This is a genomic window from uncultured Aquimarina sp. (assembly GCF_947495315.1).
Lineage (GTDB): Bacteria > Bacteroidota > Bacteroidia > Flavobacteriales > Flavobacteriaceae > Aquimarina.
In genome coordinates this window covers 44,029-69,690 of the sequence record NZ_CANLYD010000016.1, presented here as the reverse complement: position 1 = coordinate 69,690, position 25,662 = coordinate 44,029, and the positions used below count along the sequence as shown (strand labels likewise).

The 25,662-nt window shown below is 33.0% G+C and carries 25 protein-coding genes; 11 read left to right on the top strand and 14 right to left on the bottom strand.

Features of this window, described 5'->3' with window-relative positions; translation table 11 throughout:
- Positions 1–145: 145 nt before the first annotated feature.
- From Q0910_RS22730 to Q0910_RS22720, 3 genes are all read right to left on the bottom strand, one after another.
- Positions 146–1,726, bottom strand: coding sequence for an alkaline phosphatase family protein (locus Q0910_RS22730; RefSeq protein WP_299221917.1), 1,581 nt, complete (start codon positions 1,724–1,726; stop codon positions 146–148).
- A gap of 371 nt (positions 1,727–2,097) precedes the next feature.
- Entirely contained in the window at positions 2,098–2,280 is a 183-nt protein-coding gene (locus Q0910_RS22725; RefSeq protein ID WP_299221916.1) for a hypothetical protein, read from the bottom strand.
- 579 nt (positions 2,281–2,859) lie between these two features.
- Positions 2,860–4,305, bottom strand: coding sequence for a glycosyltransferase family 2 protein (locus tag Q0910_RS22720; protein ID WP_299221914.1), 1,446 nt, complete (start codon positions 4,303–4,305; stop codon positions 2,860–2,862).
- A 1,187-nt stretch (positions 4,306–5,492) separates the two neighbouring features.
- Between Q0910_RS22720 and Q0910_RS22715 the strand changes: the two genes are divergently transcribed.
- The 4 genes from Q0910_RS22715 to Q0910_RS22700 all read left to right on the top strand — a co-directional run bounded on the left by Q0910_RS22715 (position 5,493) and on the right by Q0910_RS22700 (position 12,263).
- Positions 5,493–6,575, top strand: coding sequence for an adenylate/guanylate cyclase domain-containing protein (locus Q0910_RS22715; RefSeq protein WP_299221911.1), 1,083 nt, complete (start codon positions 5,493–5,495; stop codon positions 6,573–6,575).
- A 368-nt stretch (positions 6,576–6,943) separates the two neighbouring features.
- A complete protein-coding gene (locus Q0910_RS22710; protein WP_299221907.1) occupies positions 6,944–7,753 on the top strand; it encodes a hypothetical protein in 810 nt (269 codons plus the stop codon).
- A gap of 2 nt (positions 7,754–7,755) precedes the next feature.
- Complete coding sequence (locus Q0910_RS22705) at positions 7,756–8,511, top strand: hypothetical protein (protein WP_299221904.1); 756 nt, start codon at positions 7,756–7,758, stop codon at positions 8,509–8,511.
- 401 nt (positions 8,512–8,912) lie between these two features.
- A complete protein-coding gene (locus Q0910_RS22700) occupies positions 8,913–12,263 on the top strand; it encodes a P-loop NTPase fold protein (RefSeq protein ID WP_299221901.1) in 3,351 nt (1,116 codons plus the stop codon).
- A gap of 105 nt (positions 12,264–12,368) precedes the next feature.
- On the opposite strand, the gene Q0910_RS22695 is transcribed toward Q0910_RS22700, so the two are convergent.
- The 11 genes from Q0910_RS22695 to Q0910_RS22645 form a co-directional block, all read right to left on the bottom strand.
- On the bottom strand, positions 12,369–12,557 hold the full coding sequence (locus Q0910_RS22695; RefSeq protein ID WP_299221899.1) for a hypothetical protein: 189 nt from the start codon (positions 12,555–12,557) through the stop codon (positions 12,369–12,371).
- 173 nt (positions 12,558–12,730) lie between these two features.
- Positions 12,731–15,238, bottom strand: coding sequence for a DUF4132 domain-containing protein (locus Q0910_RS22690; RefSeq protein ID WP_299221896.1), 2,508 nt, complete (start codon positions 15,236–15,238; stop codon positions 12,731–12,733).
- Positions 15,238–15,627: a hypothetical protein gene (locus Q0910_RS22685; RefSeq protein ID WP_299221894.1), complete on the bottom strand. Its 390-nt coding sequence runs from the start codon at positions 15,625–15,627 to the stop codon at positions 15,238–15,240. The genes Q0910_RS22690 and Q0910_RS22685 overlap by 1 nt, the downstream gene beginning before the upstream one ends.
- 110 nt (positions 15,628–15,737) lie before the next feature.
- Complete coding sequence (locus Q0910_RS22680) at positions 15,738–15,992, bottom strand: hypothetical protein (protein ID WP_299221892.1); 255 nt, start codon at positions 15,990–15,992, stop codon at positions 15,738–15,740.
- Positions 15,992–16,504: a hypothetical protein gene (locus tag Q0910_RS22675; protein WP_299221889.1), complete on the bottom strand. Its 513-nt coding sequence runs from the start codon at positions 16,502–16,504 to the stop codon at positions 15,992–15,994. The genes Q0910_RS22680 and Q0910_RS22675 overlap by 1 nt, the downstream gene beginning before the upstream one ends.
- Before the next feature lie 9 nt (positions 16,505–16,513).
- A complete protein-coding gene (locus Q0910_RS22670) occupies positions 16,514–16,870 on the bottom strand; it encodes a hypothetical protein (RefSeq protein ID WP_299221887.1) in 357 nt (118 codons plus the stop codon).
- On the bottom strand, positions 16,864–17,073 hold the full coding sequence (locus Q0910_RS22665) for a hypothetical protein (RefSeq protein ID WP_299221885.1): 210 nt from the start codon (positions 17,071–17,073) through the stop codon (positions 16,864–16,866). The genes Q0910_RS22670 and Q0910_RS22665 overlap by 7 nt, the downstream gene beginning before the upstream one ends.
- Positions 17,074–17,231: 158 nt before the next feature.
- Positions 17,232–17,417, bottom strand: coding sequence for a hypothetical protein (locus Q0910_RS22660; RefSeq protein ID WP_299221883.1), 186 nt, complete (start codon positions 17,415–17,417; stop codon positions 17,232–17,234).
- A 20-nt stretch (positions 17,418–17,437) separates the two neighbouring features.
- Positions 17,438–18,154, bottom strand: coding sequence for a hypothetical protein (locus Q0910_RS22655; RefSeq protein ID WP_299221881.1), 717 nt, complete (start codon positions 18,152–18,154; stop codon positions 17,438–17,440).
- Position 18,155: 1 nt separating this feature from the next.
- Positions 18,156–19,805, bottom strand: coding sequence for a hypothetical protein (locus tag Q0910_RS22650; protein ID WP_299221879.1), 1,650 nt, complete (start codon positions 19,803–19,805; stop codon positions 18,156–18,158).
- 317 nt (positions 19,806–20,122) lie between these two features.
- Positions 20,123–20,911 carry a hypothetical protein gene (locus Q0910_RS22645; RefSeq protein ID WP_299221876.1) on the bottom strand — a complete coding sequence of 263 codons (789 nt, stop codon included), beginning with the start codon at positions 20,909–20,911 and terminating at the stop codon, positions 20,123–20,125.
- Between the two features lie 359 nt (positions 20,912–21,270).
- On the opposite strand from Q0910_RS22645, the gene Q0910_RS22640 reads away from it, so the two are divergent.
- The 7 genes from Q0910_RS22640 (at position 21,271) to Q0910_RS22610 (ending at position 25,661) form a co-directional block, all read left to right on the top strand.
- Complete coding sequence (locus Q0910_RS22640) at positions 21,271–21,432, top strand: hypothetical protein (RefSeq protein WP_299221873.1); 162 nt, start codon at positions 21,271–21,273, stop codon at positions 21,430–21,432.
- Between the two features lie 90 nt (positions 21,433–21,522).
- Positions 21,523–23,466, top strand: coding sequence for a tetratricopeptide repeat-containing sensor histidine kinase (locus Q0910_RS22635; RefSeq protein WP_299221871.1), 1,944 nt, complete (start codon positions 21,523–21,525; stop codon positions 23,464–23,466).
- 11 nt (positions 23,467–23,477) lie between these two features.
- Complete coding sequence (locus Q0910_RS22630) at positions 23,478–24,146, top strand: DNA-binding response regulator (protein WP_299221870.1); 669 nt, start codon at positions 23,478–23,480, stop codon at positions 24,144–24,146.
- 89 nt (positions 24,147–24,235) lie between these two features.
- Positions 24,236–24,421 carry a YegP family protein gene (locus Q0910_RS22625; RefSeq protein ID WP_299221867.1) on the top strand — a complete coding sequence of 62 codons (186 nt, stop codon included), beginning with the start codon at positions 24,236–24,238 and terminating at the stop codon, positions 24,419–24,421.
- Between the two features lie 176 nt (positions 24,422–24,597).
- Positions 24,598–24,804: a hypothetical protein gene (locus Q0910_RS22620; protein ID WP_299221864.1), complete on the top strand. Its 207-nt coding sequence runs from the start codon at positions 24,598–24,600 to the stop codon at positions 24,802–24,804.
- Between the two features lie 14 nt (positions 24,805–24,818).
- The gene (locus Q0910_RS22615) at positions 24,819–25,112 is read left to right on the top strand and encodes a TM2 domain-containing protein (RefSeq protein WP_299221861.1); all 294 of its coding nucleotides are present in this window, start codon (positions 24,819–24,821) and stop codon (positions 25,110–25,112) included.
- A gap of 6 nt (positions 25,113–25,118) precedes the next feature.
- Positions 25,119–25,661, top strand: a complete 543-nt coding sequence (locus Q0910_RS22610) for a hypothetical protein (RefSeq protein ID WP_299221860.1) — start codon at positions 25,119–25,121, stop codon at positions 25,659–25,661.
- The last annotated feature ends 1 nt before the right edge of the window (position 25,662 follow it).

The following is a 25,662-nucleotide window of genomic DNA, read 5'->3' as shown; positions in this document are numbered from 1 at the left end:
TAGTTGGTATTACAAATATAAGATTTGTAATTAATAACATGATCGGACACCAATTCTAATGGTCTCCCTATTTGTTTTAAATTCAGAAAATTCAATCTCTAATTATTATCATTCTGTAGCTCCAAAAATTATATAATACACCTATCTATATTAAGTCTTTTATTCCTTTTAAAAAACTTATTGCTTCACCTACAGTCGAGATCTGTTTTGCTTTATTAACATCAACTTCCTTTGATGAACCCTCGCAATTACGTTTTGCAAGGAAAGAAGCTCCCAGCAAAATTGATTTTTGTAGATCATTCAGGTCATCCTTATCATAGATACTTTCTTCTACTGCAGGAATTACATGCTTCTCTATAACAGGAAAATTTCTTGTTGAGCTGCTGAAAACCTGCTCAAAACTTTTAGCATTTTTATCTCTATCAGTTAAATGTGGCATATTCCATTTCTTACACATGGTATGAATAAAAGAAGTATGATCAAATACATCATTTACAATAGTATTCTGAGCAATGTGTGCAGATACCATTACCATGGGCACTCGAACACCAAGCCTATCAAAAGTAAAACCTTTTTGTCCTTTCATTCCCTGCACAGGAGGAACAGCAGGTCCTGGAATCACATGATCAAAACAACCTCCGTGCTCATCATGAGTAATAATCAATAAGGTATTATTCTTATAGGTATCATTCATGAAAATTGTATTATACACATCCCAAATCAAGTTCTCTCCTAAAAGCACTGAGCCAACTTTTGTAGGGCCATCAATCAAACCAGAAAGAGAAGAAGGATGTTGATCATTATGCTGTCCAAAAAACTTAGGCTCTATAAATGTGTACTGAGGTAAAGAACCATTCTCTACGTGCTCTTTAAATTCAGAAAGCTCATCTCCTGTATGAATCACATTTTCATTCTTGAAAGGCCCATTTACAATAGTAGTAAGAGAAACTGGGTTTTCTGTATAAATACCATGACTTACATTAGCATCTTCCATAAGTTCAAACAAGGTTTTCGCTGACCAGACGTTTTCAATCCAGTCTTTCATGCCTTCTATGTTTCCTATAATGCCTTTATCTTCTCCTGGATTAATTACTTGCCCTCCAGAGGTTGCCGCGTGCCAAAAGGCTCTATTGCACCAAGTCTGACTAGGTACTGAACAAAACCAATGATCAAATACTGCAAATTCTTTTGCCAATGTAGAAAGAACACTTACCTGAGAAGGCATATAAACCTGCATAATTACCTTATACAAATCAAAAGTAGCTTTATCAAACTGAGGGTATTTTTTATTATCCAACGCTTGTAATCTGTTAATATAATCATTCACAAAACCCAACATTTGCTTACTATCTGGTGGGATTGGACTAGGAATATTATAAGGAGCTACCATATCTTGTTCTGGAATATTTATATTATCCTGGTTCACAAAATTATATAGCTGAGTGTTTATATGTTGATATACTTCTCCTGGATCCGGAAAAGGTTGATGAAAATCCTGAGCAGTTTGTACCGGAACAGTTTTATGTTTATTGTAATCAACAGCCCTTGGAGGCACCGGCATTTCTTCAGTGTAATTTTGTAAACCTTCAAAAGATTTCCCCTCAGGTACTCCATCTATATAAAGATTTCCAAGTAAATTATCAAAAGATCGGTTTTCTAGCATTAGTACAACGACATTATCGAAACTATCTAATGCATTACTACTTTCTTGAGTTAAATCAGCCATGTTTAAAAGTGTGTTTTTAAGTATTCTTATAAAAAGAACGTTAGTTTATTATGCGTGAAATTTTATAAATAGACGATACTATTAATCAAATTGATTGACCTTATAAACTTATAATGAGCTTTCTATAAAAATAGGGAGAATTCCACGTAAATTTATAAGTATAAATACGTGATTATTTTATTATAATAATTGAGATACTCAATTGGGAAGATAAAAATAGGTCAAGCTTATATGACACTTTTAACATATATAAGGAGCACGACAGGACAATCATAAAAGGAGAGATCTTTATACAGTACTTTAAAACTAACTAAAAATCAATCGCTTGATGACATTTTTTAAAAAAAGTAACGGATTTCAAACTAACAAAACTAATAATGCTTAAAAGACATTAAATGAAGTTTTACATCTTCAAGATTTTCTCCTGCCAAAATATAATCGTGTCCCATTAAATTGATTTTACAATGTCCATCAATTTCTGTAATAGCAGATATATGATCTGGATTGATATAGTGTTGTTTGCCGTCCTTGTCTTTCATTTCCATAAATTCCATATCGATACTGTTTTTAAGGTTTCTATATGTATTAAATATACGACATAAACGACGTATCTACTAATGATATATATCAGTATTTATTTATCAAAACAACTACCATATGAAAAGGAATATTGATAAAAAAGTAGACAAAGAGGATATTCAATTATCTTTTTGCAAATAAAAAATTTCTTGAAACCACCTATCCCCGAGGCAGATCCATAGGGGTATTTCGCTGGTTTCATTTTGATCTTGGGATCAAAAAACGAAATTTTATATTTCCCCCTCACCCCAACCCTCTCCCCCGAAAGGAGAGGGAGAAATAGGAAACTCTGAGGCAAAGCCTCGAGGAATTCTTTAGATTAATAGCAAAACTCCTCCTGTTTGGGAAAGGAGGAGTTTTAGGTAGGTTGGTTATCATTGATAAATTGATAGTGCAAAAAAATATAAATATAGTTGAGTTTGGTGTTGCTATTTTAATCGTTTATCTAAATAAATGTATATCTCCTCAGGGTCTGAAAGTTTATTTGGGGTTAAACATTTAGAACCCTGACATGGAAATAAACAGGTTGGCTAATATTAAAATAATATGAGATCCTATGATGATATTGAAACTACTTGTTGTTGTTTGTCTAATTCTTTTTTCGTCAGGTCACGTGTAAGCCAACCGCTTCTTCCTGCAGTAGCAATTGCATACGGGGTGATCCAAAACAACGTAAAAGCATAAAAAAGACTGTATGGATATGCCCAAAGTGATTCTGACAAGCTATGTTTCTTAGCATAGAATAATGCTTGTATGCTAGAGAAAACCAATATACTTACTAATGTAGAGCTAAAGAATAATATAGGATATGTACAGATAAAAAATAACATTAATAATGTTGCAGGATATGCCATTGTCATTTTTAACCATTGGTTTAAAAGTAGTACTCTAGCCCCGCTTTTATGTCCTTCTCTAAAATCACTAAAAGCGAATTTACTCATAGCAAGATTCTCACGAATATTACTTCGCTCCCAACGGATAAACATCTTGTATAAATTTTTATAACGTTCCGGAGTATTAGTATATACATACGCTTTTCGCTGAAATAACACTTTATACCCCTGTTTTAGGATCATATTGGTCATGGCACGGTCTTCTCCTATTTTAGAGACTTGACCCATAAAAGTTTGTGTGATCCACGCTTCTCTGCAATTCATCACAGCTTCTCTTCTATATGCGGATAAGGCACCTGGTGTGCATAAAACAGAACCTATTGAGCTTTGTGCCGATCGAATAAATTCAAAACTAAAAGCAAAGCTTACATTAAGCATACGTGGTATCAATGCCTTGTCTCTATTTAAAACACGCACATTACCTGCCACTGCTCCACACTCATCATTAGTTACAAAAGGAGAAGCCATAACACGTAGCGTATCTTTCTTTACTATAGAGTCGCTATCCACAGTAATAAATACATCACCCATACCAAGATTAAATCCTCTGTATAATGCATGTCTTTTTCCTTTGTTTTCTGGTTGTTGGTAAATCGAAACTCGATTACCTAATTCTTCTTTAGCTCTTTTCATCCATTGCCAAGTATCATCCTGACTCCCATCATCTATAGAAATGATCTGTAATTTTTCGATAGGATAATCACTTTCTACCAGGCTATACAATGTTTTGTATACCAGTTCTCCTTCATTATATGCAGGTACAATTACTGTACATAGCGGTAATTCTTTATCCGATACCGTATCAACCTCCTTGTAACGTTTATAAAGAAATAAAATGTATACTAAAAAACTCACCTTAATTAGTAACAAAGAGATCCCTGCTACCATTAAACTAATTCCCCAAACAGTATTCATTCTTTCTAAATGAATTTCTTCGAAATAGGGTTGTAAAAAATAGAATAAAGAGGCAGCACCAAATAATAAGAGAAATGTTCCTAATAAAACAAAAAATGATGATGCACTAAGAATGTTATTTTTTAAACGACTGCTAAATGTATTTTCAATTACTGGTGCTTCTGTAATTTCCAAAGATCTTGATATTTCCATAATATTTTTTTGTACCACTCTGGATAACCAAATTTGATACCATTTATAAACACTACTGACTAACAGCTATTTAAGAAATCGACCCTGAAATAAAAGTGTGTACATTTTCTACAACTGTGTATTTTCACCTCACTATTCGACGCATTGACAAGCAATATTTCGACGCGCTCAGGGTTCGAGAGCACTTCTATACTTGTCCGCCTTAGGAGGAAGTTCAGTATGACACCTGACCTTTCGGATTGTTTTAGGGGGCTGAGGCACTCGAAGCCCAGAGTCCGCTTTCGTTTCGAGTACCTCAACGACCGCTACTTTATACCTACTAACTACGTCAGTTCGAGTGCCACACCTGAGTGTGGTGTATCGAGAACCGCATTTTGGTACTCAAAACCCAAAACAGAGATGAAGCAAGTGTTACTGAAGGTATCTTTATGAAAACAGCTTTTAGTTCCTCACCCTTTTAGGGGGAGGTGCCGCAGGCGGAGGGGGTTGTTTATGCTAGTCGTGAGTACATTAATACTCAGGATTGAAATGTATCGAGATGCAATTGTAGTTAATCGGTTATAAACGGTTCTCGATACAACGGCCCGCTTTACAAGACGAACCGCCACTCGAACTGACGGACTACATTAATATAAAAAACCCTTAATTAGGACTATACTTTGGCAGACAGGCGTAGCCGAAATTCAACTAAACTCGCTATACTAATGATCATTTCGACACGCTCAGCATCCACGTAACCGAAACCCAACTAAACTCGTTAAAATATTAACAGAACAATTTCTTTTAGGGGTACTTATAAAGTACCAGGCTCCTACCTCTGTACTACGCACCCCTATGTCCAGACATAGGACAGTCCTGTGTCAAACAGAAGTGGCACTTAGTTCTGACACAAGTCGCACTTCTGTTTAGACCTGGCCATGCTTCTGTTTTAAGTACCCATGTCCTATGTTAGTACTACTCCAAGCGATGCTTTTAGACACATGCACCCACTATCACAAGTATCCCAAACTATGTTCTGACACGCATACACCTACCTATATAAGTACCCCATCTCCACTTATGGTAGTGGGTTTTGGGTGTTTATTGGCTACAAACGATATTTTCTTAACATTTTTTGTTAAAAATCAATAAATGTATATCGGAGTAAAATAATTAGGTTTATTTTAACATACGCTAGCGTTCTCATAATGAATCGAAACCTAAAACAATATATACAACTGCTATGGCAATCCGTTCTTTTTTGGTCCGTGGCTATGGGATTATTTTCCATATTCAGGTATTATGGGATCGATGAAGAAGAAGGCTTTACCGTGATCACAAAGTATAGCGGAATTGAAGGAACGTGGCGCGCCTTATTGGGATTTACCAGTATTGGTATTTTAATTGGAATTGTATATGCCAGTATTGATTTTCTTTTTGATAAATATACGTCTCACAAATTATCACTGGTATATGATCTCATCATTAGAACCCTATTATATTTCATAACTACCATTATCATATTTACGGTTATTATGGATTTGTTTTCTGATATCTATGACCTTAATCTAAACACAAATCGGGGTTGGTGGAAAGAAAATAAGTCATTTTGGGCTACTATTTTATATATCGTTTTGGTTTCTTTTGTTTTTTCATTTATCAAAATCGCTACCGAAAAATTCGGGAAAGGTGTTTTTATAAAGATGTTACTCGGTAAGTATAAAAACCCGCAAGAAGAGAAACGCATTTTTATGTTCCTCGATCTCAAAGACTCTACTACTATCGCAGAAAATTTGGGGCATTTTAAATACAGTCAATTCATACAAGATTGCTTTTATGATCTTAATGAAGTAGTGCCCAAGCACGATGCAGAAATCTATCAATATGTGGGAGATGAAGCCGTATTAAGTTGGCCGTATAAAAAAGGATTGGCTAATAACAATTGTGTAGACTTATTTTTTTCTTTTCAGCAGAAGAAACAAAGTAAGGCAGATTACTATCAAGAAAAGTATGGCATTATGCCTGAGTTTAAAGCAGGGTTACACGGTGGTAAACTTATGGTCACCGAAGTGGGTGTGATCAAAAAAGAAATTGCTTATCACGGCGATGTGATTAATACATCTGCCCGGATCCAGGCAGAATGTAATACCCACAAAGTGAAACTCCTAATTTCTGAAAAACTACTAAAAGATCTACGCATAAGTACGCATCTATCTTCTACTTTTTTAGGTAGTGTATTACTAAAAGGCAAACAAAAAGAAGTAAATATTCATACGATTAATAGAGTGTGATATACTTACTCTTCGAATTATTTTCGAGAGCTGTACTTCGGCATGCTATCATCCGCGGAGCCTAAGTCCTGAGTCCGCTTTCGTTTCGAGTACCTCAACGACCGCTACACTTTTTTTTAATGCATTCTTTCAGAGGACTGAGCGGAGTCGAAGTCCAAATTCAAGGATGTCTTTTTAAAAAAGAAGGGGAATTTAACCTTAGAGAAACCGTTTTTCAACTTATTGAAATAGGGATTTTAACGTGAAGTTTTAAAGTTCATTACCTCTTACAACAAGATAAACAGCGTAGTACTTTTACCACATACAGTAAAGAGTGCTGTTTTGGTATTCTTTTCATACTAATTGTCAAACTAATTCATTCTAAAATTATGAAACACATTCTAAAATTCACATCATTATCACTCTTGCTACTTTTGGTAGTACTCAGTTGTGAGCGTGACAACCCGACCGTATCAGAAACAGAAGCAGATGATAACTTAGAAAAAGCACAGGAAAATTCTTCTGTACTAACATTCGATGAATCATCTGTTATATCCATTGAAGAGGTTTTTTCTGGTGTTCCTTTCGGAAACCTTATAAAAGAGCATATTAGTCTATCTATGGGATTTGGGAAAGATGCTGAAGAAAAATATCAGCGTTCTCTTTCTATGCTACGACAACAAAGAGAAATTGGCAAGTCATTATTCGAAATATACCACAAAGTACCTGCAGAAAACTATCTATATCGCACGATGATTATAGAAGCGCTAAAAGAGTTGTCCGCTGATACTTCTTTAAACTATCTTTATGAGATTGCTACCCTAAGAATTCCCAGAGATACACAACCAGAAAATGAAGAAATTAATACTCGGATGGATGAAATCATCATACGGCTCACTGCGGTTGAAGGAATTGGAATATTGGCTATCAATAAAAATGAAGAAGCAGAAAGTGCATTAATCAAGCTTATAGATCATCAGGATTTATCCATACGCCAGATGGCAGTACGTAGTTATTTATTATCTCCTTTCGGAAATATCGAAGAAAAGAAAAAAGAGCTATATGAAAAACTACCAAGAGAAGAATATTGGTATATCACAGAAACAACCACAGATATCAGAAAAGTGGAACATCCCGAAATGCCGGAAAACTTTGATCTGAAAGTAAATGAATCTAAAGACACACCAAAAATAAGATAACCATGAAAAATATACATCTTTATAAAAGTACTACGTTTTATATACCCCTATTCTTTTTATTACTATTCTCGATAATAGTAAACGCACAACAAAGCTGTACGGTACCGCCTCACGACAATGTCGCCGATGGAACTTCAGTATACGCTTCCGGTTTATGCAATCAAGCACGAGTAGACCATTGGTGGGGTGTTCTTAATATGCGAAAAAAAGATTGGGACAGTGGTTTTGGGTTTCATGACCCTTGTAACTTAGACTTACCACTAGCGCGAACCTTTGCTGCCTTATACTTACTCACTTACTCTGCAGAGGATTATGCTACCAATACGGGAGATTATAGCGGTAATGCGCTGCGATGGGCATATCCATACACCGCTAATAATACTGGTAGATTACAGGCATTGTGTTATAAACCTGGTTCTAATCCCGGACAATGGGCTGGCTGGGCATATGGTAGCCGAGTAGAACTATACATTCCATATTTCTATTCATTCGATGTCGTTACACGAGCAGGAACACTGTTACATGAAGCAAGACATAATGGAGGAAAAAGTCATAATGGAGGAAGTGGCTGTCCCAGAGCTGCATCCTGTGATACCAATTGGTCATATCAAGGCTCTAATATGTATGAAGTACTTTACCTTTGGTGGTTTGCAGTAGATGGTACCAGAACTACCAGTGCCATCAGAAACATGGCCAGAAATCGCGCACGAAGTGTTCATAACAATGCCTTTAATACCAATCCTGGATTTAATATTTAGTGATGCAGTTTTGACATTCTTAAAATCTTATAATCCGTATATAAAGGCAGCAATGTATTTTGTTGCCTTTACTTTTAGCATATGTTGTATATCTATTTTAGGATTAATGTAAAATATGTGAACTTTTTTAGGACGAAAGGCACTAAGGACACGTATAGTAGTGGGTTATAGATGTTTTTAGGATGGTTTTGTTAGGGAAAGATTAAAATGAATCCCAAAATAAATACACTATTATTTTGATCTCAAAACAAGGAACTTTATATTTAATCAACAATTTCCCCACCTTTTGAATTCAAAAACTCCTTTCTGAATTCAATTCTCAATTGTCATTTTATTGAAGTATTAGTGAAGTTTATCTAAAATAACACACAAAATTTATATCAATAATTTAACTATAAATAATGATCAAGACAGATAATGAATTATATGAAATTAAATTAGGAGTCTCTTCTCATCAAGCAGACCTAGCTATTGTTTCATCTGATTCTACCGGAACACCTGGATATCTTAATAAATTGGCATTAAAGGTCTATGGATATGATCAGGATATTTTAAAAACTATAAATCTAGATACTGGTTATAATGTAATTCATAGTAAAGGTTTAAGGCCCATACTTGTTATAGTTACTATTGACCAAACTCTTGGAGCTCCAAATACAGCTTTAACATTTAGAAAGAATTTGGATAATGGTATAAGAGGTAATTTAGAATTACTGGCAAACAAAAAAATATGGTTCCCCCTTTTGGGAACAGGAACTGGTGGTTTAAATTTTGATGAAAGCCTAGAAATTACAATTAATACTATAAATGGTTTCTTAAATGAATTTAAAAAAAGAAACATAAAATTTATTATTTCAATTCCTAATAACGACAGAGGAAAAGAATTCTTTAATGAAATAAATGATATACCTGATACGCCAGAAATTAAAAAAGAAATCAAAAAAAAGAAATCAATACCAATCGATCCTGAATCAAAAACCTTGGAGAATGATACCACTATAAAAAAATCGTTTGACAGTGATTCAGTATCCAGTATAACAGATCTGTTAAAAGGCTTCTCTGGAAAATTCTATATGATCAGTACTGCCTTGGGTAGACACTCCGAGGTAGTTGAATTTTATAATGATTTATCTGAAGAACATAGTTCTTATAAAAAATACAAAGCAATTATAGAATCCATTAAACCTGGTGATATTGTAATAACTAATGACATTCTAGAAGAAAATAAAGGCAATACAATGTATTCTGTAAATAAACTAGGTATTATCAAAAAAAGCCCTAAAAATGAAGATGTCTTATCTATTGATTGGAAGCTACAAGATCAAAAAATGGAGTTTACGACTTCCATAAATTATAGTAGTAGCTTAATTTCCAGACCGGATAATGATGATGTACTTAAGATAGTATCTCAAATTAATCCCGAACAGTTGGATCTTCTCTTTACAGAAGTTAATGAGCAAAACACCATCACTACCATAACAAAAATCACCTCTATTGCGGGAATTACCAGTGATGCAGACTCTGGAGAAGATCTTTTAGACATCTCTAGAGATGTGGCAGCTTTTGCCAGAGTAATCGCTACTAAAAGCTTTACGCCACCACTTGCCATTGCTTTATTTGGAACTTGGGGATCCGGAAAAAGTTTTTTTATGCGAAAGCTAAAAGAGAGAATACAAAAACTATCTAATAAAAGTCCAGAATCTGGTTTTTGTAGTGGGGTTGCCCATGTACATTTTAACGCCTGGTCGTATATGGATACCAACCTCTGGGCAGGAATTATTACCAAAATATTCGAAGGGCTAAATCAATATATTAGTAATGAAGAGAATGCAGCTGTTGATCATAAAAAGGAAATTGAAGAAGCAATCGCTAAAGAATTAAGTATTACACAAAACGAAATCACAAAGTTAGAAACGGAAATAAAAGGAAAAGATGCACAGTTAGAGAACCTTGAAGAAAATAAGGAAAACCAACAAACGAGACTAGACAATAAAATAAAACAGATTAGAGAAGCCAGTCTACATGGACTTTTAGAAAAAATAGATACTGAATTCCAAGTACAACAAAAGATTGAAGAAGCTATCGATACTAATGTCTCTATCATTAAGAAGACAGCGGAGCTTAAAGAAATCATACCTAAGAAATATTGGGAAAACCCAGAAGAACTGTATCAACAATCCACATCAGCAATCACCTTCCTTAAAACATTCTTTTTAAAGAAATACCTCTGGATAAATATCCTTTGTATCATAGCAATTTTACTATTGGCATTGGGGCTTCCAAAAGTGATAACATATATTACTACTTTAATAGGTGTAACTGACTATGGTTTTATTACACCATTTTTATCAATTCTTACGATCATCAGTGGGTTGTATGCTAGAGGAATAAAAGTATACAAAGGCTTACAACCATTAGTTGCTTCTTTCTGGAACCTACGAGAAACGTATATTGAGAAAAAAGAACAGGTGATATTCTCGTTTCAACAAGATGAGAAGGCATTAGCACTGGAAATTGAACAGATCAAAGATGAAATCTCGGATATCAATCACCAAATCTATCAGACACAAGAACAAAAAGCAGCATTGGTATTCAGAAAAAATAATACCTTATCCACAGAAGCCCTCAAATCATTTATAGAAAAAAGATCCGTGAGTGTTGATTATAAAAAGCATTTGGGATTGGTCTCTATTATCCGAAATGATTTTGAGGTTCTAAGTACGTTATTCTCTGAGCATATCGATGAAGTAGAAAACTCCAAAAAAGAGAACATAGAAAAATTTAGAAAGCATTTTGAACGTCCATTAGAACGCATTGTATTATATATTGATGACTTAGACCGTTGCCCAGAAGATCGGGTCGTAGAAGTATTAGAAGCTGTTAATTTATTAATGGCCTATCCCCTGTTTGTTGTTATAGTAGGTGTGGATCCTAGATGGGTTAAAAATGCATTGATCAAAAAACACCGATTACATTTCACAAAGGATGATGACGATTCACAAAAACAACTGATCGACGCTTCTTCGTATCTTGAAAAGATATTTCAAGTACCCTTTAATTTGAAAGCTGCAGAAGACACCAGTGTAAAAAATATGATCAAAACCTTATTACAATCTAAAACATCCAATACAACCAGTGCTGCTGAATCTACTAAGGCCAATGTTCCTGCAGATAAAAAAGCTACTACAAAACCAATAAAAGAATCAGATACAGCAGTAGAAGAAACTACCATCGATTCTGGTAGTAAAGAAACTATAGCAAAGCCTCCCGTTAAAAAAAGTGAGATCATTGAAACCAGCGAGTCTTTTGAACCTATAGAATTCTCAGAAAAAGAAATCGAATTACTACAGGAGATGTCTATTATTATAGGACCAAGTCCCAGAGCCATCAAGCGTTTTATCAATATCTATCGTATTGTAAAAGCTCACGAGAATTTTGGATACACCAATGATAAAGACAAACAAGAGATGCTAGCCGTCATGTTTTTGTTAGCCCTACCTATCGGGAAATACAAAGAATTAGCTATCACGTTTTTCGCCTATGTCACGCATACGAATCAGTCACAAACGACAATCATCTCCTATTTTAACAATACTACTATCAACAAGCCTGATGAAATCAATACCAATTTACAAACGGATGTTAGAGAGAAAATTATCGAATCCAACATAAAAGATATTCTTAATATAAAAAGAGACGTTTTTCATAAACACCTTCCGTTTATCAAACGATTTGCTTTTACTGGTTTCTAGGTAAACCATGTGTCTTTATCGTGATGACTCCCTTCACAGAAATACTTCTTTAATTGCAGTTCAAGATTTAATTATTTACTAGAATCTAAAAAGTAAACTTACCTATCATTTTTGTTTTTTACCAGTTCCTATGATCGTAAACCCATATATAATACTAACCGCTATATATAATCCTAATCCTAGTATAAAACTATTGATCCTAAAACCTACTAGTAAAAAAAGTATCTCTGATAATACTGCTGCTAATACTAAACTAACTATACATCGTAACCACCATTTTCTTAATATAATCATATTATCATGTGTTTGTTTATAATACTTTAAAGATCCGATTGCGTATCTTTCTTTTTACACCGTCTTTTAAATCTTTTCGTTGATCTGGGATTTCTGGAACTTGTTCCCAAAAACACTAAAATCCCTATCAGCAAAGCTATTGGTATCATATACTCTTAATTTCTTGTTTCCTACTATCTTCCTATCTGGCTCAAAATAGTCGAATCGGTAATCTTTTTATCTTCTGCTAGCAATAGCGCCTTACTCAGGATCATAGACAACATGGTATCGCCTTCAAAAGGTAAAAATATTGATTCACTTTTCTTAGACCTATTAGCCACAATACATAAGTATTGATCATTCGGTTTCATCAAAATATTACCACTTCCTACATGAATTTTGTACGTTCTTATAGCTCCTTTAACCACTAAAAAATTACCTTCAAAAGTACATTGATCTTTAATTTTTAGTTTTGGTATTAACGTCTCCAGCAGCTTTTTTCTTTCAATTCCGCTAGTAGCCAAATCCCCAAAAGAATAATCCGTCCAATATTGCTGATATCCCTCTTGTCCTCCATCTTGCCAATTCGGATCCGCACCAATACTAGTTACTCCTACGAATAAATCCACATCCCTCATCATCTCAGAAAACACGATCGTAGGTACATCTTCCATATTTACTTGCTCCTCTTTATTATAAAAACGCACCTGATCTGTTTGCAGATAATTAAATATACCCATATCATTAGCAGAGCCATGAATACCCTCTACCCAAAATTCTACTCTATAGTTCCAAGCTGGAATTTTGATGGTAGGCGTATTATAAGAATCCCATTGTCCTTGTATTTGATAGCGCCATCCACGTTCGCGACATAATGCATTAAAAATATGCTGTCGGAGGATATGTGCCGCAAAACGATTAGAATACGAATTGGTAGTGAGTTCTGCATCTGTTACCAGGTAAATCTCGCGATGCGCTTGCTTAAATGGTTGTCGTATCTGATGCGTCATCAACCAATTCCTCCAGGATGCCACTTCGGTTATTGCTGCTGTAGCGGGATGCCATAAGGAAACCTCACTACGATGTACATCCTGAGTTACTTCTCCATCAGGATTTATAAATTGATTATTATGATATATCGCTTGTATGGTGGTATCGGCTAGCTTGAAATTCCATATCAATTTGGTGCCAAAAAAAGCTAATAGTGGATGATCCAGATACAGGCTTTTCCAATCAGAGAATTTCCACTGTCGTTTACCCACAAATATTTTTTCGATTCTACTACGCTGCGCAGCTAAACTGGATTGAATATCCTTCACTTGTTTTTTAAGTGCTTTGAGCTCTTCCGGGTAGGTATCTTTTATAGCTTTAGGAATAGATTTTATTTGTTTTCCTTGCTCATTTTCCCATAATAAAGAAACGGTAGTACTATTCTTTATAGTCACGATACCTTTATACGTACCTAGTTTCTGGATGATCTCATATTCATTATTTAACCCAAAATCCTGCACCGCCAACTCTTCGATCTGATCCATGGTTTTTCCTTCCGCTTCGGCTACTCTCATAATAGCTTTTTCGATGAGTGTTTGTACAGAAGGATATTTAATTTTCATCCTAAATTTGGTAAGTCTCGAAATACCGTCTTGATATGGTAGTTGAGAGAATGTATATATCGTAGCATTTCCTAATTTGGCACTTACCGAACCATAAGAAGGTAGTTTTTTAAAACTCCATAGCCCTAATTCTTCTATGGCTTGATTAAGATGATCATCGTTGATCCCTGACGCGGACCATACGGCAGCGCGTAACAATTGTAAATTAGAGTCGGAAACAAAACGAAATTCATAACTCTTATCCCTATGAATATTTTTGAGTACATCGGTAACAATAGAGATCCATCCCAAATATGAAGTGATGATCATACCCTCACCAATTTCTTTTATCTTATCATCGGTGTGTTTAAGCCAGATCTTGGCAGGACTACTTTTTGATGCTCCTTTTGCAAAATGCTGCAACAGTGCTATAAAAATATCCTGTTTCTTACCTGAGAATGATTTGGCTGTAGATACTATTGCTTTACCTAATGCATCCCGCTGATCAATGGCAAATTCTGTGGGGCCTTGTTTTATCTGACGGATACGATCCAGTATTTTAACTTCATCTGCATAGACTTCTCTCCTATTCGCTATTTTTTTGGTTATCAAGGCCAACCCTTTTTCAATTTCTGGAGATAATCCATGCTCTTGTACATACTTCTCCATCTTACTCAGCAACGGTATAAATGGCCAATCAGACACCAGAAAATATCCTTTCTTTGTGGCTATAAAACCCTCAATAATCTTTACTAATTCCTCCTGGCTAAAATGAAGATCTGCAGCGCGAATCGATAGGCTTAATAGCTTGGTTAAGATATCTCCTACCCAATAATAACTTGTACCCCAAGCGCTATTTTTACCCGAATACTCTACATTTTTATAATGTATTAAGGCGAATATGACCTTTTTCTTAAATGACGCTGGTTTCTTTTTAAGCGCTTTGTATTTTGGAGAATCACTTAATTTTACTGCATAATACCCATCTCTATTAGCAGTTACTTCTTGCATAAGCTCATCGATAAAAACCCGAATCTCGGGATCAATCAGTACTGTTGTGATTGCTTTAGTAGTTTGCGTACCCAAAAGTTGTTTTAGAAAACTTTTCATTATCCTCCTACCAATGGTGTTAACTTCACGAAACTCACACTAGTATCTGCAGCTACTAATACCTCCTGATCCAAGTCCTCTGCTTGCTGGTCATCGATAAGCACAAAAAAACCATTCTGCTGAAAAGCTTCCAGAGCGATATAGGCTTGCTGCTCTGCATCGATTTTCTTTCTGGTTTTAAGCTTAAATCCATTGAGTGTTTTTTCTGCCTCAGAAGGTTGCACCAATCCTGTAAAATACTCCGGTAGTTTATCATTATAATTTTTTACTTCTGCCGCTACACGACCTATAATGATGTCTTTTACGGTAGTTCTTTCGTTCTGTACAGCGATTTCTATTTCATTTAATAGATCACCGCCTATGGTCGTATCTTTTATCGTTAATATCATATGTAATAGTGTATCTATTAGTGAGTGTCTTACCAGATTAAAATGTTACTCTAATATACGGTGTTTTTGTGTAGTTTTTTTCTTTGGGAAGGAATTGGTTTGTGGGTCATTTAATCAATATCACTACGATCACTTCTTTTTTGATCGATACTCCATTCGTGCTTGCATTTTCTGCATTGATAATACTTTCGGTAGATACGTTTATGCGGGTATACAAAATCATCTCCCAAATCATCAGTTCTTAGATGTTTTATAAAATAGAACTTCGCCTTACATTGTGGACATTGAAGCTTAAACAGGAAATTTATCAATATACCAACAATTGCTAGTGTAAATAGTAGAAATGGCCAGTCAAAGTTTCTCATTACTCAAACAAGGTTTTATTCTTAATCTTAGGTAATATATAATCCATTAAAGTCAAGATCATTAATACAGTAGTAAGGATCCTATAATCTCGTGGAATAATATGATATAATCTTAGGGCCGCTCCTATATATAGTACAATTACCCAAACTAATTTAAGATAGTCAATTCGTTTCTTGATGGGCTTTTTAAGAAAATGTATCAAATAAGATATAACGATACCGATACATCCACCAACCAGAATAAGACGGCCATAAGGCCAATGCATAATCATAAAAGCTCCACCTACCATCATAAATGCTAATAACCCCATCACAATACGTGAATATTTGGTTTTAAGAAACGAACCGTTTAGTAGTAACAAAAACATACCCGGAACTTCTATTAACCACAATCCGGCTGTAAGCAGAAAATCGCTATTGGATACATAAGTAAAAGTGGACAAAAACAAGCCTGTTAAACTCATTAGGACTCCTAGGATAATTAGTATGGTAAGGGTTTGGTTGGAAAGCATATTACAAACTTATTTAATTTCTCTATCAAAAATGATATTAGTAGTACCTTTAATTTGATAAGGAATCGCAGCATATTCTAAAAACCAAATTACCTTATTTCTAGCTTCTTCTGATTCTGATATGAAGATATAGGTATCCATCGGTTTTCTAGGATCCACATGGTTTAAATTAAATTTGAACTCCCCTATTTCCTCCATAGCTTTAAAAACTACTGTAACAATATCTCGTTCGTTTACATATCTTCTTTTTAAAATACCTGCTTTTATTTCGTCTATAGACTGCTCTTTATCAATATCATCTTTATCATCCTCTTCTCTAAACTCATCAAAGTAATCTCCATATACAAGATCGCCACTGCCTAACATCTTGTATTCTTTAGTATCTTTATAAAAACAACAGGTCCAGGACCTATTAATGCAGCGCGATCGTCATCAGGTTCATAATCTATATGCTTCCAAAACCCAAATACATATTTAGAACTTTCTTCTGTTTTATCAAGTGTATATTTTTCTCCTAAGTTTTGTAGTATCAATTTTTGGAATTCGCTTGTATGATTTTTATTTATCATAAAAGTTTTTATGAAATCTTTATCAGATTTAAAACGGTTAAATATCTTAATGTATGTTTTCTTATAATTTCCTTTTTAAATATATAAAAAAAAGAATTTAAGAAATAAAGGTATCCTGATACAATATATAATAATATCTCAAATACCTATTTAATTAATTAACACCGCCAAACCAATTTTTTTAAATCAGCATCCCATACCCATTTACAAGCTCTTAGCCCCATACTACTTTTCTCTTCTTGTTTTTCTGTTTCAAAAATAATTTCTTTAGCGACTAACTCAGTTTTATTGATTGATTCTAAAAAGTCGTTAATTGCTTTTGTAATTTGTTCTGTATTTTCCATCTTTCTTATGTATTATAATTTTAGTTTTCTGTGGTAATAAAAATTTCTATACTATCTGAAATATTTGTTTCCTCCCCATTATCGTCTAAAACAGTAACTCTAAGTGTTATCGTTTGATTTTCATCAATCTCACCTGGGCTATAAACTGTAGAAACTTTACTATCTGCTCCACTACTTAAAGATTGTGCTCTATACTGCCCATTGACAGGTGAACCATCAGCGAAAAAATCTTCAAACTTGACCTTATTTCCGGAAGACACTTTTCTTCCTATTTCATTTGAAAGACTACCAGTTAGTGTTATCTCTCCATCAAAGTTATTCAGGACAGAAAAGGCCGAAGCATTAAGGCTAATATTACTTGGTATAGAAAGCTGTGGACTAAGCTCAAATTTTGTTGTATACTCATTGATATTGAACCTTACAATAGTGTTAGCAGCAGACGTTGTTCCTCTTACTTCCACAATAGACTCAATCTTTCCGGTAATATCTCTAACGGGTTCAATTGTTAACTCATCATCATCGTTATCTGTAAAACTTCCATTCATTACAGTGGCTTTTGCACTAATCTGATCAATGTTAGCTTCGTTATTAAAAGTAACCACAAATGTTACTGTATCTGTTCCATCGGCTATTACAAAGTCTCTACTTTTTGTGATGAAAGCTAAATCTCCAAAATCCACTTCGGTTGTGCAACCAAAAAATATTGTTACAATTACTAATGTTAAAATCTTTTTCATCTTAAAAACCTATTTTACCTAATAATTTACCTGCTCTACTAATAATATCAAAATCGAACGAAAGACTTGCATATGGTGCGATGATTATTTTATCACTATCCAAAACTGGATTTGGATCCTTCTCTCTTAAAAATAAGGTTCCAATACCAAGCCTTATCTGTCTAGTAACTCTATAATTGATACCTAATGTTGGACTAATACCATTATATAAATCTTCATAATCTTCAGTATCAATGTTACCAATGGTTACACCAAGAGATATTGAAAACTGATGTCTAAAACCTTTATTAATTATCTCGTTTAATTGCTGCTCTCTATTAATGCCTCCTATATGCCAATTAAGTCCAAAATAAGGACGTGCAATATATTTGATATCACCATCAGAGTTATGACCAAAGGCATTTACAATCCCAAAGTCAGGAATCAAAGATTTTGAATTGGATGTTTTGAGGTCACTTGTCTGAGTCTGTGCACTAATAAGATCTAATCGTGGAAATTGATTATTTACAATGGATTTAGATGTTTCAAAATATTTACTAATAGAATCATGGTTAGTCTTTACAAGATTGTAAAAAGAATTCATAAACTTTAACTCTAAATTGTTAACATCCTTATCCGACAAAGTAATTCTTAAAGTTTTTAAATCCTTTCTAATAGTATCTAAAATTTTTAAATTTTTATTAAGTTGTATTTTCGTTTTTAAAATATCAAACTTGGAAGTGTCTTTAAACTTTTGTCCCATTATATATTCATCTATAGAAACCTTATCTTTTACGAGAAACATATACATTAAATCAGTATAGGCTCCTATATTGAGTTTTTTTGCTTCGATAAGTTTCCCTACTTGTCTTATTCTTTTTGCAAGTGGAATTTTACCTTTATAGGAATGAATCATTTCGGGAATACTATCTAATGATGTAAGATAATTAAATGCTTCATTGGCAATTTTTTCTTTAAATCCTTTATGTGTTATAGGAAAAGAACTGATCTCAAATTCTCTTTTTGCCTTTTCGTTTTCAAGAGTTAGAATTTTATGTTTATAAAACTTTTCTAACACCGAATCTGGTGACTTTTTTCGGAGTAAATGAAAATACTCAAAAAGTGAAGAAAGGTTTTTAGTTGGATTATCCCTAACAACCAAAATTTCATATAATCTTTCTGGTTTTAGAGGATTGATATAACCAATACTTGCTGTTTTAGAATTCTGGTAAGGTTTAAATTTTATAACTTGATGGATTTTTGGAGTGGTCGCTGTATCTTCTAAAACCAATTTAAATTTTTCTTTAGAATCTTCTGATTTTATGGTTATTAACCCTGCCTTTTTTGAAGTTTTTCTATATCTTAATATTGAATCAATTTCGGACAAAAATTTTATTGAAATAGTATCCTTAATATTTTCTCTATATCTTATTTGACGTTTTTTATTTTTATATTTCACTTCATAAATCTGAGCTAAATGAATTCCATTTTCTTGATGGTTTTTAATAATTAATGCTATTTGTTTGTCGAAAGGTAATACTCCCGAAATTTTTCCTGTCTTATAATCGAAAACAACTTCTGTCGTTTGATTAGGTCTTATTATATCCTGACTAAAGCCTATATATGAACTGGTTAATAAAAGAAAAACTATAAGATAATATTTGTGTTTCATAGAGTGAATTTTATAGGTTCTTATTAAATAAACAAATGATACTTTTTTCTTTATTTAATGATAATCAAAAGATTGTGTAATTAGATCAGCAAGATATGGGATAAAAGGGGTATAAAACATACCCATCAATGGGGATATTTCATGTTAAAACTATGAAAAATATGCAAACAGACAAAGAATATGAGAATATCTTAAAAATTTTATTTTTCTACTCAAACAAGGTACTCTTCTTCCTAATTAAGGAACAAATAGGAATTTTAGGTTTAGTTGTTATATATACAATTATACATCTAAATGATTTATAGTATTAAATGAGGTTATTCTTTAAGTATATAATTGCGGATTATTGTCTCTGTGATAGGTTTAAGCTTTACATTTTCTATTGGATGCTTACCTGACTTTGTAAAAAGTTCAATCTTATTGTTTTTTCTATAATACCAATATAAAGGCTTTCCTCCTTCTTCAAAGAAATTCTGGATAGTATCATTTTGTGCTTTCTTAAAATTATCAACCCAATCTTGATTATAATTAATACTTATTTTATTGGAATTGCATTCGGCTTTTTCATAATGATCTTCTGTCCAAATCATGCATTCCTTTTGTTGCCAGTTATATCCTAAGTAAACAATTGCTGAAATCAAAGAAATAAAACTCATAATAATTACAATTTTCCTCCAAGGAATTTCTGGTTTTGGAGGAGAATCTCCTCCTGGTTCTTCTAAAGGAGGGTAATCTATAATTTTACCATTCTTTTTATATTCCAAAAATGGTCTTGGTTCAAAGTCAATTAATACTGCAACCAACTCTAAAGATGTAGAAGAGTGAATTGAATCAGTTTTTCCTTTCAAAAAATTAATAATTGGCACGAATTTATCTTTCTCAAAATCTCTTTTGATTTTGAAACCATCTTCATCTTGAATATCAAAAAATTGTTTTAGAATTCTTTTATCATTTTGTTGCTTTCGTCTATCAAAAGCTTCCATACAGGCTTTCTGAAGATTGGCCCTAGTGGGTTTGGCTAATAAAGTACTTAGATCTCCTCCACTTTGTAAAACATACTTATCTCGAATTGCATTGATATACATTTCATAGGTAATATCATTCATAATTTTTAAAATTTAGTGTTTATGGAATAATTGGAATAAAAAGATTCTTTGGAATCTTTGGAATCCCTTACCTGTAGTGGGGTAACGTCGCTATATCTTTGTCTCAGACTTAGTTCAAGTCTTGATTAAATATCAAGACAAATGTATACAAACTAATTCAAAATCGGAAATACAAGACAGGATCAGAAGATTGATCCGGGAAGAACAACCTACTTTTTCTGTCTTTGACTTTCCACACATTCTTCCCAAAAAGTAGAAAAGGCCTTTTCTCATTTTGCGTGCTGCTGTATTGGCAATTAATCCTCTGGGCTCAAACCCCAGACGGCTCACGCTATTACTAATTTTTAATACGTAATACGATGAGAAAATCATATATCGTGCTAGCAATAGCCATGTTTAGTTTATCAATATTTTCATGTACAACCTCTGATTTAGCAGAAGAAATTGCTATTGAAGAACTAGCTACTGAGGGGGAAGAAGGAACTCTTGAAGAAGAAAGTAGTGAGGAAGATGAAGATTAAACAATCTGATTAAATTAATGAAAGGCCGTGCTAATATAGTATGGCCTTTATTTTTTTCGTAATTTTCCCCTAAATCATATGCTTTAACAATTGAAATCTTTTATATACTTTTATATACTTTTTCTAGTTTTTTATGGATGTAATCAAACCAAATATAAAGGTTCTACAATAGAATTTTCAGAAGATCATCCAATGTATTACTATCGTCTCAGTAAAATTAGGGACTGCACTCTTAATAAACGTATCAATAATATAAACAAGGCATATTTACTGGCAAAATACCAAAATAAGGATTCTGTAGCCTTAATTTCTTTATCGCTTAAAGCTCTTTTACATAAAAAAAACAAAGAACCTGATAGCGTAATTATTTATGCAAAAAAAATGTTGTCTTTAGCGAGTAAACTAAAAGATTCTTTCAAAATAGGACGTGCTAATTTCAAAATAGCAGAGTATTATCGTTCAAATAATCTTAACGATAGTGCTTATTATTATCTAAACGAATCCAAAGAGATTTTTATGGTATTAAATGATAGTATTCAAGTAGGTAAAAAATTAAATACTATGGGAAGGATATTATTAGATGATAATGATCATTATTTAGGAGAAACAACATTAATAGAAGCATTGCAATATTTAGAACCTAAAAAAGATACTAGTACAATAGTAAAAGTATTTCATAATCTTTCTTACGCTTCAAGAAAACAGTATAATTATGACAAAGCATTAGAATATATAAATAAAGCACTACTACTCAATAAATCAAACAAAAACAAGGTCGTACTACAAAATAGTAAGCTATTGACTTTAAGAAAAAGTAAGAACTATGAAGAAGTGATTAGCCATTATTCTGCCTTATTGAATATCGTATCAATAGCAGGTAGCAAAAAAGAATATGCACGTATTTTAGATAATCTTGCTTATACGGAGTGGTTATTTAATAAATCTCTAGAGGCAGAAAAGAAGTTACTACGAGCATATAACATTCGTAAATCTCTAAATGACTTTACAGGATTGATTGCTAGTAATTCTCATTTGATGAAATATTACGTCGAAAAAGACAAACAGAAAGCAATCGGTTACGCCAATAATTTGTATGACTTAACTATTAAACAAAATAATATTGAAGATAGATTAGAGGCACTGACCTATTTAAGAAATTTAACCCCAAAAAAATATATTAAATATTCTGAATTGTACATAGGGCTAAAAGATAGTCTATCTAAAGCCCGAGAAATTGCTGGTAATAAATATGCAGCTATTCGCTATAATTCCAGAAAGGATAAGGAAAAAGCCCAAATACTTGAAATAATAAACAAAGAAAAAGAACTAACTATCCAAAAACAAAAAACAAAAAGCATTATCTATGCTGGCATTGGTATATTTACAATTCTGTCTTCTATTTATCTCTTCTTCTACCTTAGAACAAGACACCGAAAAGAAAAAATATTAGAACGGCACTCCACAGAAAAAAGACTCTCTAAAAAACTACACGATGAAGTAGGTAATGATGTTTTTTATTTAATGTCGCAATTACAAAATGAAAATGACTCCATAAAAAGTTCAAACGGTGTCAATATAATTGATGGGTTGGATGCTGTATACCATAAAGTAAGAGATTTCTCCAGAGATCATACAATAGAGACAGGTGTAGAATATGGTGATGAATTACTATCCCTACTAAACTCCTATGGAAATCAGGAAATAAAAATATTCACAAAAAAGCTTGATGATGATTTTTGGATCACTATCAGCGAACATAAAAAAGTAGCATTGTATTGGGCACTAAAAGAACTTTTAACCAATATGAAAAAACATAGTGAAGCTACCATAGTTTCTGTAAGTATTGCAAAAGAGAAAAAGAATATTGTTGTGAAGTATACTGATAATGGTATCGGTATGAATATGAATGATCCTCAAAAAAGAAAAAACGGTCTGCGTAATGTGGAAAACCGCATCGAGGAAATTAAAGGAACTATTACATTTGACACCAAACCACAAGAAGGTTTTAAAGCTAGTATTGCGTTCGCCCCATAATACCAAAGACTATGTTTAAGAAAATTATTATTGCTGAGGATATTGATAGTGAAAATCTTGGGATTGTATCATCTATAAGTACATCTACCCAAACAACGGTTGAGACCACACAATCTTGTGACAAAACACTATCAAGAATAAAGGAAGCTATAAAACATGAGCAACCTTATGAGTTATTAATTAGTGACTTGTCATTTAACTTGGATACTCGGATATCTCACAAAATAACAACTGGAAAACAACTTATTGCAGCAGTAAAAAATATCCAACCGAATATAAAGATTATTGTTTTTAGTGGTGAAGACAAGCCAGCAATTATCAAATCCCTTTTTGAAAACCATCATATAAATGGTTATGTATGCAAAGGAATGTATGGACTATCAGAATTAAAAAAAGCGATTACTGAAGTATATCAGGGAAACTCTTTTAGTTGTCCTGTATCTAAAAAAGCCTTACATCAAAAAAATGTTACGCAACTGGATTCTTATGAAATACAATTACTTCAACTATTAGCTAACGGATATAAGCAAGATGAAATAAGCACTCAATTTTCAGAAAAAGGTATTGAGCCTAATAGTAAACGCTCTATTGAAGATCGCATTCGTAAACTACGACAAGATTTTGATGCCAAGACCACCGTTCAGTTAATTCATCTGGTAGATGGTATGGGATTAATTTGATAAAAGTTCTCTTCATTGTGATAATCCACAAAGAATTCTTCTCTAATGAAATTAGGTTTGTTATCTATTAATATATAAACCTAATTATTATGGCAAATCCAAAATTCAAGATTACTAAAAGAAAAAATGGTGAATTTCAATTTAACCTCCATGCTGGTAATGGAGAAATTATAGCAACTAGTGAAGGGTATACTTCTAAACAAAATTGTGAAAAGGGAATAGACTCAGTTGTAAAAAACGCTCCTATTGCAGAAATAGAAGATCTTACTTTATAATTATTGGAATCCAAAATAAAGCTTGTTATGGGGTAACGGGCTTTTCACTGACCTGTTAGATTAAAAATCTAACAGGTCTTTTGATTTAAAATAGATGATCCTCTGTGGAAAACCACAAGGAATTGGTTTAGAGTACTGGTAAGTTTGAGGAGTATTAATCTAAAAAATATAAAATAATGGCTAAGTACTATGTAAACAAAAATGCACAATCCAATGGTGATCACGAAGTCCATAAAGAAGGATGTTCCTGGTTACCTAAAGCAGAAAACAGAACTTATTTAGGTGATTATACTGGATGTAAACCAGCGGTTAGAAAAGCTAAAGAGTATTATGATCAAGTAAATGGTTGCTACTATTGTTCTAACGAGTGTCATACATCTTAAAAAAACTTATCATCATGAATAAACATTATTTACAATCACAAATAAAATCTACAGGTACAGCCTATCTATTTTACTTTTTCTTATTTGGAACACACTACGCTTATTTAGGCAAATGGGGATTACAGTTTCTATTTTGGTTCACCTTTGGCGGGCTGGGAATCTGGTCCCTAATTGATCTATTTACTATGAGTGACAAAATTGATAACTACAATTTTCCAATTTTTAAAAAGATCGAGGAAATAGAAGCTAAAGAAAAAGAGTCTGAACAAGAAAGACAAATAGCAATGATTGCCGCAATTAAAAACTAAAATAAAATGAAAAATTTTACTATATATATATTTATATTATTATCCAATATAATCCTATCACAAGATCAAAAAAAAGATTCTGAAAAAAGTAATGCGGAAATTTTTTCATCAAAGTCGGGTACATTAATTGAAAAACAATTTATAGAAATTGGTTCAATTAAATCCACAAAACTAAAAATAGCAAAATTCACAGATATGATTTCTGGTGAATCTGCCAAAGCTTTAAGGTTTACGAAACCAGTTGTTAGCAGCTATTCGAGCGATACGAAGATTGCATCACTAGATATTGATGAGGTTGATGGTTTAATTAAATCATTAGAAATAATTCAAAAAAGTGTTTTAAATACTATTCCAGATAATTATACTGAAATAACATTTAAAAGCCGTGGAGGTTTTGAAGCTGGTTGTTATTACTCTAAAAGAAAGAATAAATGGATTGTATACTATCAAATTGAAAAATATGGAAGTGATTCTATTGTACGGATAGAGGAAAAAGGACTAACAGACCTTCTAGAATTATTAAAGTTAGCTAAAACTAAATTAAGCTAAT